Source organism: Acetobacter fabarum (assembly GCF_040702925.2).
Classification (GTDB): domain Bacteria; phylum Pseudomonadota; class Alphaproteobacteria; order Acetobacterales; family Acetobacteraceae; genus Acetobacter; species Acetobacter fabarum_B.
This window is the reverse complement of sequence record NZ_JBFCXX020000019.1, coordinates 19,871-32,158: the sequence shown is the minus strand read 5'-3', so window position 1 is coordinate 32,158 and position 12,288 is coordinate 19,871. Positions and strand designations below refer to the sequence as shown.

At 44.1% G+C, this 12,288-nt stretch carries 8 protein-coding genes and 2 pseudogenes; 2 read left to right on the top strand and 8 right to left on the bottom strand.

Translation table 11 applies throughout. The features are described from left to right. Positions 1-5: 5 nt before the first annotated feature. Genes AB2L51_RS12070 through hemA form a run of 3 tightly spaced genes read right to left on the bottom strand, consistent with a single transcriptional unit; the run spans position 6 to position 3,724 of the window. Positions 6-476, bottom strand: a complete 471-nt coding sequence (locus AB2L51_RS12070) for a DUF934 domain-containing protein (protein WP_395582431.1) — start codon at positions 474-476, stop codon at positions 6-8. Beyond that, the gene (locus tag AB2L51_RS12065; protein WP_395582452.1) at positions 463-2,472 is read right to left on the bottom strand and encodes a DUF2849 domain-containing protein; all 2,010 of its coding nucleotides are present in this window, start codon (positions 2,470-2,472) and stop codon (positions 463-465) included. Before AB2L51_RS12065 ends, AB2L51_RS12070 begins: the two co-directional genes overlap by 14 nt. A gap of 22 nt (positions 2,473-2,494) precedes the next feature. Further along, entirely contained in the window at positions 2,495-3,724 is a 1,230-nt protein-coding gene (gene hemA, locus AB2L51_RS12060; RefSeq protein ID WP_354859009.1) for a 5-aminolevulinate synthase, read from the bottom strand. A gap of 417 nt (positions 3,725-4,141) precedes the next feature. Between hemA and AB2L51_RS12055 the strand changes: the two are divergent. After that, positions 4,142-4,908: pseudogene (locus AB2L51_RS12055) on the top strand (integrase core domain-containing protein). Positions 4,909-5,115: 207 nt separating this feature from the next. On the opposite strand, the gene cyoD reads toward AB2L51_RS12055, so the two are convergent. Genes cyoD through cyoA form a run of 4 tightly spaced genes read right to left on the bottom strand, consistent with a single transcriptional unit; the run spans position 5,116 to position 8,973 of the window. Beyond that, positions 5,116-5,436, bottom strand: coding sequence for a cytochrome o ubiquinol oxidase subunit IV (gene cyoD, locus AB2L51_RS12050; protein WP_354859007.1), 321 nt, complete (start codon positions 5,434-5,436; stop codon positions 5,116-5,118). Between the two features lie 35 nt (positions 5,437-5,471). Continuing rightward, positions 5,472-6,083, bottom strand: a complete 612-nt coding sequence (gene cyoC, locus AB2L51_RS12045; protein WP_395582432.1) for a cytochrome o ubiquinol oxidase subunit III — start codon at positions 6,081-6,083, stop codon at positions 5,472-5,474. After that, entirely contained in the window at positions 6,083-8,059 is a 1,977-nt protein-coding gene (gene cyoB, locus AB2L51_RS12040; RefSeq protein WP_395582433.1) for a cytochrome o ubiquinol oxidase subunit I, read from the bottom strand. The genes cyoC and cyoB overlap by 1 nt, the downstream gene beginning before the upstream one ends. Then, on the bottom strand, positions 8,059-8,973 hold the full coding sequence (gene cyoA, locus AB2L51_RS12035; RefSeq protein ID WP_395582434.1) for a ubiquinol oxidase subunit II: 915 nt from the start codon (positions 8,971-8,973) through the stop codon (positions 8,059-8,061). The genes cyoB and cyoA overlap by 1 nt, the downstream gene beginning before the upstream one ends. Positions 8,974-9,637: 664 nt before the next feature. On the opposite strand from cyoA, the gene AB2L51_RS12030 reads away from it, so the two are divergent. After that, a complete protein-coding gene (locus AB2L51_RS12030) occupies positions 9,638-10,231 on the top strand; it encodes a redoxin domain-containing protein (protein WP_395582435.1) in 594 nt (197 codons plus the stop codon). Positions 10,232-10,809: 578 nt separating this feature from the next. Here the strand turns inward: AB2L51_RS12030 and AB2L51_RS12025 are convergent. After that, positions 10,810-11,843: pseudogene (locus AB2L51_RS12025) on the bottom strand (transposase). Positions 11,844-12,288: the final 445 nt, after the last annotated feature.

Below are 12,288 nucleotides of genomic sequence, written 5' to 3'. Positions count from 1 at the left end.
CCTATTTAATTTTTCAATAATCGTTTAAGCAAAGGCTGCTTTTTTTCTACCACGTTGCTCTGTAAAGCAGCCAACCATTGCTCACGTGGGTGCTCCGTAGGCAGCACAAAAGACGTAAACCCACATTTCACCAGCGCCGGAAACTGATCTGGGATCAAATGACCACGCGCTCTAATATCTTTCTGAAAATAAGCTTGCTCACGTAGATTGCGTGCTAAAGTAAAACCACGCCCATCTCTAAATTTCGGAAAATCTATTAGCACCAACGAAGCAAGATGAATGTATGGTATTAAGTCTTGAATTATGGTCCCCGCTGGAGCATATAGCCCCAGCGGTTGCACGTAAGAGTTTTCTTCTTGCATTTGTTCCATAACGGAAAGAGGAAGGATTTGATTCTCCACCACCCGATTGACCGCCACTTCAGGATAAATCCAAGTTTCAAGGATTTCCTCTGCCGTATTGTTAATAAGCACCATAAACTGCCTCCTTAAATACTTTCGTTCCCAAGCGTCTATACGTATCAATAAACAACTCACCTTCATGGCGGTTATCAAGATAAGCTTGCACAATAGCATCAACAGCATTTGTGACATTTTCAGCAGAGACTGCTGGTCCAAGAATACTACCGATTGATGCATGCTCTGCGCCTGAACCACCAAGCGTAATTTGATAAACCTCTTCGCCATTTCTATCAACACCGAGCAACCCAATGTTGGCAACATGATGGTGGGCACAAGCATTAATACATCCCGAAATATTAAGATCTAAAAAACCTATATCCTGCTGTTTTTTGAGATTTTCAAAATGTTTAGAAATTTTCTGCGCTATGGGAATAGACCTAGCAGTCGCCAAGCTGCAATAATCCATACCAGGGCACGCAATAATATCTGTAATTAAGCCAATATTCGATGTCGCCAAACCTGCATCTGCAAGTTGGCTCCAGAGGTCAAAAAGATCATCTTTGCATACATGCGGCAGCACAATATTTTGCTCATGTGAAATCCTTATCTCGCCAAAGGAATAACGGTCTGCAATAATAGCAATTGTATCCATTTCATCTGAGCTAACATCTCCTGAAATACCGCCAATTGGCTTGAGCGAGATAACAGCAGAAATATAACCGGGCATATAATGAGCATGTGTATTAGTCAAAACCCAAGATTTAAAATCTGGGCTTTCATTAATGTGAATATTCATATTAGATGAATTTTCTGGTAAAATCAAAAAAGGTGGCTTAATAAATCGGCTCTGTACTTCTTGAATGATTTTTTGATCAAGAATATTATAGTCTATTGGAAGACTATTAAACTCTTTTTCAATAAGCGCAATAAAATGTTCAGGTTTCATTTCACGGATAAGAATTTTAATTCGTGCTTTATAAATATTATCACGCCGTCCCAAACTATTATAAACACGCAGTATAGATTCCACATATCGCAATAGATCTTTAACAGGCAACCATTCTCTTACTTTAGTACCAATAATAGGGGTACGACCTAAACCACCTCCAGCATAAACTTGGAAACCAGGCTCTCCATTTTCGTTATGCTGCGCTAAAAGCCCAATATCATGCACGCGCACAGCGGCTCTATCTTGGGGGCTCCCTGTAATAGCAATTTTAAATTTGCGCGGAAGATAAGTAAATTCTGGGTGGTCTGTAGACCATTGCCGCATAATTTCAGCATACAAGCGAGGGTCTATAATTTCCTCTTTGGCTGCTCCAGCGAAATGATCCGTTGTGACGTTTCTTACACAATTTCCACTTGTTTGCGTTGCATGCAAGTCTGCATCGGCAAGAAGTGTTAGAATATCTGCAGCATCTTCAAGACGAATCCAATTAAACTGTATATTTTGCCTTGTGGTGAAGTGGCCGTATCCTCTATCATAATAGCGAGCAATATAAGCAAGTTGGCGCATTTGTGAAGCACTTAAAACGCCATACGGTAACGCCACGCGAAACATATAACCATGCAATTGAAGATATAACCCGTTCATAAGCCGCAAAGGCTTGAACTCTTCCTCCGTCAGTTGGCCAGATAGTCTTCGCGCTATCTGACCGCGAAAGAGTGCAACACGCTCATGTAAAAACTGACGGTCGTGCTCATCATAACGGTACACACCAGCAAACGGAGAGAGAGACGTTACCGAAGGTGGTGCTGGAAATGGCGGCACTGCCCATCTATTACTCCCGGCATTAGCTGAAAGATCAGGTCTTACGCTTGGTCCATCTGCCCTTAATTGCTCGCGGCGCTCTACTAACACACTGTTATTGTTATGCGTTTCAACATCCACGGCTCGGATATCAACAACATTTGAGTCGTCTCGGCGCTTGAGAGTTTCTAAAAACAACTCACTGCCATTTTGCTCATAGATATGGGCATGCTCACTACTTTCTGACCACTGGTCTGTTTTTGATAACCATACGACCACTCCATCTTTAAGACGATTCCCTGTTATGAAACATTGAGACATGGCAATTTCTCCCTTCACTGCTTCAAGATAGATGAAACTTATTTTTTGGAATCCAATTGATATTTTTATCAATTTTGAGGAATGCACTTATTAATAAATCCATGTCATCGTCGGTATGGTAGGGCGTTACGGTAACTCGCATGCGTTCCTGCCCTTTAGGCACAGTAGGGTAGTTGATAGGCTGAATATATATATTGTACTCATCTAGCAACTTATCCGTAAGCAACTTGCAAAGATGAGCATCACCTACAATAACAGGCAAAATATGGGTCTTTGTGTCCATTACTGGAATTCCCGCATCTTGCATTTTCTTTTTGAGTATTTTGACATTATGCAATTGTTTATTACGATTTTCAGGATTTTGCCTTATATGTTTGATCGCCTCTAGAGCACCGGCGGCAATATAGGGTGGGAGTGAAGTAGAAAAAATAAAGCTGCTTGCTAAACTTCTAATAACATCAATTATGGCTTTAGGACCTGTTATATACCCGCCCATGACACCGAAAGCTTTTGCAAGCGTACCTTCAATAATTGTCAGGCGATCAGATAGCCCTTCTCGTTCTGCGATGCCGCCACCATTAGGCCCATACAAACCAACTGCATGCACTTCATCAAGATAGGTGAGAGCGTTATATTTGTCTGCAATATCACAAATTTCTTTAATAGGAGCTATGTCACCGTCCATACTATAGACGCTTTCAAATGCAACAATTTTTGGGCGCGCAGGGTCAACCTGCTTCATCAACTCATCTAAATGAGCATAATCATTATGCCTAAAAATATGTTTTTCTACACCAGATCGACGAATACCCTCAATCATCGAATTATGATTAAGGGCATCCGAGAAAACAACACAATCTGGAAAAACCTGCGCCAATGTGCCGAGTGCGGCTAGATTGGATATCCAGCCGGAAGTGAAAATGAGGCCTGCCTCTTTATAATGCAGGCTAGCCAACTCACTTTCCAGATCAATATGCTGCTTATTAGTGCCTGAAATATTACGTGTACCTCCAGTGCCAGCGCCACACTGCCCTAACACTGCATGCATAGCGTTTAAAACAACTGGATTCTGGCCCATACCAAGGTAATCATTACTACACCATACTGTGACTGGTTCTTTACTACCATCAGGCTTGTACCACAGAGCTGTAGGAAAATCTCCAGCGAGTCTTTCCAACTCAATAAATGTTCTGTATCGGCCATCATTTTTCATTTCCGAAATAAGATGTTCGCATTTTTCTGTGAAATTCATATACATCACCATCTAGTTAGCTGGAGATAAGCCAACCCTTAACAGCCGACCGCATCATACATTGATGTATCTTTGTATGTTTTTTTTGCATATAAATCAACTAAATTCTTGTAGGCCCGATAACCTTGTACCGTGGGCAGGTCCTCATTTTTGAGTAAGTTCTGTCAAATCGGAGGCAGGCAATCAAGAGAGCCGGCTTCACGCATGACCAAATCATCGAGATCCTGAAAAAGCATAAGGCTGGTGTGTCGGCGGCCGATCGGTACCCGCAAGCATGAGATCAACGATACTACGCGCTATATCTAGGTGCTTAGACTAGGGATTTGATGGTTTAGTATTTTCACGAGAGTGGAAGGAAACATTATCTGACAGATACCTCATGGGAGCGCCACTACCACGCACGCCGTTTGAGCAGCAATACTGCGATCGCAGGCTTCACTCGCGGCACTGAGCAAGGAGTTCGGGATCAATCCGAAGACAGTGGCGAAATAGCGGAAGCGTCAGACTCTCGATGATCAGAAGACGGGTCCCAAAGAGCCCCTATCAACGGTACTTTCCAAGGCGGCCGAAGCAATGATGTGGCATTTCGCCGGCATACGTTGCTACCGCTGGATGACTGCCTTTATGCCCTGCAGGCCAGCATTCCCCAGTTGACACCCTTGGCGCTGCATCGTTGCCTTCACGCCACGGAATATCCTGACTTCCGGACATGGACGGTGACAAGCTCAAACGACAGCGTTTCTAACGTTACCCGATTGGGCTCTTTTATCTCGATATCGCGGAGGTCCAGACCGCTGAAGGCAAGCTAAACCTCTTCGCTGTTACACAACTTGTCGGGAAAGCCGATCGCAATAAGGTCTGGTCGCGTCCCGTGCGCTTCGAGATGATCTGTGAAGCGCACGGGAGCGGACATCGCCTGACGAAACCCAATCATCCCTGGACGAACGGGCAGGTTGAGCGGATGAACCGGACAATAAAGGAAACATCCGTCAAACGCTGCCATTACGACAGTCATGAGCAGTTGAGGACACATCTCAACGACTTTATCGCCGCCAACGACCTCAGACGAAGACTCAAGACCCTGAGTGACCTCACACCTTACGAATACGTCTGCAAAATCTGGACTTCAGAGCCAGAACGATTCATCATTAATTCCCCATAAAATCTCGGAACTAAACACCTAACCTTAATGGTGTGACGTCAGAGAAGCTCGATCAACACGTCAAAGCGGCAAATGGTAACAAACCGTTTCTAATTTAAATTTGAAGGCATGTGCCCGCAAGATCGCTAACGGTATGACTGAACAAATATTTTAAATATAAGGCCCTATGACTTTTCAGTCATAGGGCCTTATAGATATCAAATCTATTTTTATAACAAAACAGATACTTTTATTGATGCAGCATCGCATCTGATGCGGACATGTGCATAGGCATCATATTGACGTTTGCATTATGCATCACCCACAGCGACAACCCAACAATCACAACAATAAGCATAACTGTTAAGATCAGATATACTGTATTTTCTCGATGTTCGGGGGCAAGACCAAGGTGTAAGAAGAAGTATAACTGCACGATAAGCTGCAACACACCCAACACAATGACAGCCGGCATAATCATATCGTGGGGAAGAAGACCCCACATAACTGCACCAAAGGCAAAAATTGTCAGAATGAGGGAAAGAACAAAACCAATAATGGAGTTGCTCATGCTGTGACCATCGTTATGCGCGGTATTTTTTCCCATTATAAAACACCTCCAAGATATACGATGGAGAAAACACAGACCCAAACAAGGTCAAGAAAATGCCAGAATAGACTTAAGCACGCAATGCGGCGCTCGATTACGGCATTTAGACCGAATTTGTATACTTGGTGTATGATAACACCAAGCCACAGGAGGCCCATAGTAACGTGCAATCCATGAGTGCCTACCAAACCAAAATAAGCTGACAAGAATGCACTACGTCCTGGACCCGCATTTTCAGCGATTAAGTGGCTAAATTCGTGCACTTCCATGCCGATAAAGGCCAAGCCAAGCAGGAAAGTAAGAGCCAGCCACACAAGAGCGCCACTCTTTTTCTCGTTATGGACATTAATAACGGCCACACCGAAGGTAAAGCTACTCAACAGCAGGAAAAGAGTTTCAAGCGCGACGTAGTTTAGATCAAAGAGCTGCTTAGCTCCAGGCCCACCTGCCGTAGCATGCGACAACACCCCAAATGTCGCAAACAGTGACGCAAAAATAAGGCAGTCGGTCATGAGATACAGCCAGAAGCCTACAATAGTCTTCTTACTGTCATCGTGTGCATGATGATGCACACCGTCATCTGCATGAATAGAAGAAACGCTACTCATTACAAACCTCCCTTTGCTGGCTGAGCATACTGAGCTTCGATACGCTCCACTTCAGCGGCAGGAACATAATAGTCCGTATCCATATCGTATGTCCGAACGATAAACGTCGCAATCGTACCTATAAAACCAATTATTGCCAGCCACCAGATGTGCCAAACCAGAGAAAAGCACATAACAAAACCGAAAACCGCGATAATAAATCCTGCACCTGTGTTGCGTGGCATATGAATATCTTCATATGGACGTACAGTGTTAGGGTCTACTCCGGCTTTTTTGTCATCCCAATGCTGCTCCAAAGAAGTAACAATAGGTGTATGTGCAAAATTATAGAATGGTACTGGAGAATGCGTAGCCCATTCAAGGCTGCGTCCACCCCATGGATCACCGGTCACATCGGCATTGATTTTGCGATCACGAATACTGACAGCCAGCTGAATAAGAATAGCGACAGTCCCGATGCCAATTAGAATAGCACCAACAAAAGCCACATTCAGATAAGGCACCCAATCAGGCTGGTTAAAATGGTTCAGCCGACGCGTCATGCCTTTAAAGCCAAGCACGTACATTGGCGTCCAGGCAAGCCAGTAACCAATAAACCAGAACCAGAATGCAATTTTGCCCCAAGTTTCATTCAGCGTGAAACCAAATGCTTTGGGAAACCAAAAGTTCATACCAGCAAACAAACCGAATACAACACCGCCGATAATCACGTTATGGAAGTGCGCTACGAGAAACAGACTGTTGTGAACAACGAAGTCAACACCCGGAATAGCGAGCATAACGCCAGTCATACCACCAAAAGCAAAGGTCGCCATAAAGCCGATCGACCAAAGCATGGAGGAGTGATAACGGATTCTCCCTTTGTACATGGTGAATAGCCAATTGAAGAGCTTAACACCGGTAGGAATAGAAATAAGAGACGTCATAATGCCAAAGAAGGCATTGACGTTTGCGCCAGACCCCATTGTGAAGAAGTGGTGGAGCCAAACAAAGAAAGACAGCACACCAATGGAGCAGGTCGCATAAACCATGCCCTTATAACCGAATAGAGGCTTACCACTGAAGGTTGAAACTACTTCTGAGTATACACCAAAGGCAGGCAAAACAAGAACATAAACTTCAGGATGCCCCCAAACCCAAATAAGGTTGATGTACATCATGGCGTTACCGCCAAGCTCGTTCGTGAAAAAGTGCATGCCCAGCATGCGGTCAGCAGAAAGCAAAGCAAGTGTTGCCGTGAGAACAGGGAAAATAGCAACAATAAGAATATTGGTAATCAGCGCTGTCCAAGTAAATACGGGCATACGCATGAAATTCATGCCTGGAGCACGCATTTTAAAAATGGTCATGATGAAGTTGATACCAGAAATCAACGTACCCAGACCAGAAAGCTGAAGTGCCCAGATGAAGTAATCAACACCAACTGTCGGACTGTAACCAAGCTCTGACAACGGAGGATAAGCCACCCACCCTACAGCAGCAAAATCACCTATGAAGAGGGAAATCATGACAAGAATACCGCCCATAACTGTCAGCCAGAAGCTGAAAGAGTTCAGGAACGGGTAAGCCACGTCACGTGCGCCGATTTGAAGCGGTACAACAAAATTCATCAGACCGAGGATGAATGGTGTTGCCACAAAAAAGATCATGATCACGCCGTGAGCCGTGAAGATCTGGTCATAATGATGCGGGGGCAAATAGCCAGCACCACCAGTTGCAGCCAATGCTTGCTGAAGACGCATCATGAGTGCATCAGCAAAACCACGCAGCAACATAACGACTGCAAACAAGATATACATAATGCCGATACGTTTATGATCGACAGACGTAATCCAGTCAGTCCACAAATATTGCCACTTACCGTAATATGTCACGAGACCCAAAATGGCTACGCCTAATAAGGCGACAACAATAAAGGTCCACACAACGATTGGTTGATCGAGGGGTAACGCCTCGATGCTTAGTTTCCCTAGCATCAATGGTTCTCCATAACTACGCTACCGGATTGCGTGCAGTGCGACACATCACCCTCACGGCGCAACGAATTTTCCTGAGTGCAATCATATTGCGTTGCAATTTCCTGAAATAGATCGGGCTTTACTGAGCCGTAAACTGTTTCAGGGTTATCTTCACTATCTTTACGTAATGCTAGATAAGCGGTGTCATCTAGAGTGTTGGCAGAGTTATGCGCCTCTTTTACCCAATCGTTAAATTGCACTTCGGTTTGCACATGAGTTGGGAAGTGCATACCTGAAAAGCCTGGACCACTAAATGCGGTAGAACGACCAGAATAAGTACCAACTGCGGTACCCATAAGATGCAGTTGCGTTTCCATACCGGCCATAGCGTAAATTTGGCTGCCAAGCTGAGGGATGAAAAAAGAGTTCATGTTAGAATCGGACGTTAAATGAAAATTAATCGGCCGATTCACAGGAATGTTCAGCACATTCACAGTTGCAACACCATATTCTGGATAGATGAAGAGCCATTTCCAGTTAAGTGCAACAACATCCACATCGACAGCAGCGACTGTCGAGTCGAGCTTTTTATATGGATCAAGAGCATGTGTCGTGACCCAGATTTTCCACCCTAAAAAAGCAATGATCGCCATGGGGATACCCCACACGACAATTTCAATTGCCGTCGAGTGATGCCACGTAGGATCATGCTTTGCGTTAGGATTACTTGCTCTGTAATGCCACGCAAAATACAAAGATAACGCGACAACAGGAATAACCACGCACAACATAATACCCATGCTGAGCAATATAAGATTTTTCTCCTGCTCTCCCACTGACCCCTTCGGATTCAGCAATTCCAGATCACTACAACCGCTTAATGCTAAAGTGGCTATAAGAGATAGTAAATATTTACCTTTACTATACGACATTGCATCCTCTCATCGGATTTCCGCGCCTTCTTGAGCCGTATAAAAACTGACCCTTACAGAAGACTCCAAGTGACCGCCTCATTTCGATCACACCTTCCCTTCGAACATCTTTCTACCGCGCCCATCCAAGAAACAAGCCACGGAACCAACAGGACAGATCAGGAGCATCCGTAAAGCACAGACAAATTGCCCGGATTAAGTCCATCTACGTCCCTATACTCCCCTTATAACCAAAAGACATATGCCATACAAGATTTCAGCCATGCCCAAACAATACCCCTCCCAATCCACCAGAAAAAACCTCCCCACCGAACGGAAAATAAAATATAAATGTAAAAAAAATAAATTTAGATAGAAATAAAACCCGTAATAAAAATATTTATTATTATATTATGGAGTATATTAAATTTTTTATTTTTATAAATACAGATTTTTATTTTTTTGGTTAAACTATTTTTTTTAAATTTTGGAATTTATTTAATTTATTTAATTTGTATCTTTTTTTTGCATACATTGCCCATTGAAAAATGAAATACAATGTTCTAAATAAGAATCGTCCTATTCCTTCGCACGGTTAGGACATCAACTTAGCCGCAGGGTGGTGCAATACCGGTTGTGCCACCCTGCTCTAACACAAAATTCTTGAGGATTTATGTTTTAAACCATGTATCCGTTCCCACGTCTTGGCGATCAGGCACCCATATTTTCTGCCCGCTCGACAGAAATGGACTGCTCCTTAGAAAATTTTTCTAACCAATGGTTGTTTTTATTATTTTGCCATAATGCTTTTGACACAATTGCAACTACAGAAATTTTATCTTTAAAATACAATATAAACCTTTTTTCCAAAAAAAATTGTCAGCCACTTATAATAACTGGAAGTAGTTTATTCTCCAATCTTGCATGGGTTCATTCCATTTATATGGAAAAGAATATAGAAATTGATCTGCCCATTCTGGAAGATCCAACTTATAAAATTTTTGAGGCCTATAATTGTCATAATTATAGTTTGAAAGATCGTTCTTTTTTCATAATAGACACACATAAAAAAATTAGATGGATGAGCCATTATCCAGAATCTATTGGAATGTCTGCAAAAGAAATATTAAGAACTCTTGCAGCTTTACAGAACAATGATCACAACGCTACCTTGACCCCAGTTGACTGGCAACCTGGAGAGCAATGTATTATTGACACAATAAGTGACAGAAAAACTATGATGTCTATTGGAAAGCAGTGGTTTTACCACCTACAGTAATATCTGGATCGTTTCAAAAACTTCTTGGCTCTGAAGCTTCTGTTGTAATTCCATCCTTGACGTCGTGGTTGATGATGACAAAACTGGCCTTCTTTAATGTTGAAGAGCATCTGTCTTGCCTAAGTATGCTTGGTGACCAACTCAAAGCGTTTTCCTGAACTGTGGATTTCAAAACCTTCTGTTTTGCTCCGGAAGAGAACTCTTACCTATTCAGACGGATAGCAAAAGCTAGAGGCTGTTATATTTTGAATTTCTTCCTATATTGTAGGGATGGAAGAAGGAGGCGGGACGGGCATTTTTACGGACGTGATGGGGCTGTCGCCTGCCCCAAATGGGCCTATCGATGCCAGCATCTCGTTGAGAACCTCTGGGCTAGCCTCAGGCAGTGACGCTCTGTCGCAACCAGATACGAAAAAATAGCAATGTTACCCTCGCGCTCATACACATGGAGGGATCGAAAAACTGTTTTTTGAACTCCTGTTTCCTGATTTCAGGGCTATGACGTTTTGATTGATAGTTATCAGGGCAACTTTTTCTCTGCGTTTTGATCCGTGATGGGTATTACCCCCCCTGAGCTGCTACACAGTTGCACTGATCCGCTCCAGAAATATAAAGCGGCACATGTTGTAGACGATGTTGGCAGTCCGATCCTCATGGTGGCACTGGTGATGCCCACTGTCCTGATGAACAGTCCTGCCTGTGATTTCTAATCTGCAAAAATATGTTCGACACATGACCGAATTACGGATTTCCCGGCATTGGACCGCTGGATGATATGACAGGGCATAGGCTTGAGATGCAGCTTTGTGCGATGAACTTTGGAGACAAAGCCATGTTTTTCCATGAAGGCTTCATTCGCTTTTGACCGATAGGCCATGTCGCCCCAAACATCAAACGCGGTATTGTTGCTGTCGAGCTGACCTTCTCTCGATCTCGCACCATCGCTAGCCGCAGCATCTGTCGCTTTCCATTTCCGGATCAACCGGAACTTTCGGTCGATGGGAATATGCGATTTATAGCCAAAGAATGGGATGGCGAGATCCGTTGACGGGATTGTTCCATCGTCCTGCCCCGTTTCGCCTTTGTGAATTTCTGAGGCTAGCGTGCATGATGATCCTTGTGGAGCATCTTTGCAGGTTCGTCCTGCCAGTCTTGTGCGATCAGTCCCGCCAGAAGATCCGCCGTCTCCGCGTTTGTATTGCGCTGCTTTGGATCGGAAGGCAACCAGCGTTGCGTCAAAGCGATTGAACAGACTGTCGATCACACCCGTCTGTGTCAGACGCTCGCGAAAGAGCCAGAGCGTTTTGGCATACGGTACCCGGCCCCACAGCCCCAGACCAAGGAAACGCATAAAAGACAGACGGTCGTTAATCAGGTATTTCGTTCGTCGGAGAGGTTGTTCAGCGTCTGGATCACCAGGATTTTGCACATCAGAACCACATCACAAGACGGACGGCCCGCCTTTACTTCCATCCGAATAGGCCTGAGCCTAGTCCAGATCAGGCCGTAACACCTCAAAATCCACAGTCCGGGAAAAGGCTTAAAGCTGATCGTCAAGCCCGCTCAAACGAGCAAGTCGCTCTTCGACATCAAAGAAACCCGGATGCTTCATTATTCCTCCACCCAATCACCATAGGAGGCATGAAATCATGGGTACACTTACAAAAACCATGGAGTTTTTAGAACTCTCTCGGTGATGGTGTTAGGCTGAATAATGGACAGCTCGATCGAAGCAATACAGCGTCTAATGTTGGAGCCGACACAGCCTATCACTCAATAGCCAATGAGACTTCCATGGAAAAGCAGGACGCTGTTTCCACAGTTCATCGTACAAAGCCACATCTCAAACCGATGCCGCAATCCAGATATCTACCTCCGCAATATCCGTTATCCGTTATCCGTTATCCGTTATCCGTTCAGATATCGAGCATGTCTTCGCCGATCAGAAATCACATAAAGGCTCGTTATCTGAAGCGTAGCCACTAACTGGCTTGCCATGTGGAATGGATTGGCCAAGGTCATCTACAATATACGCGACTTCTTATTCTTAGAGCATA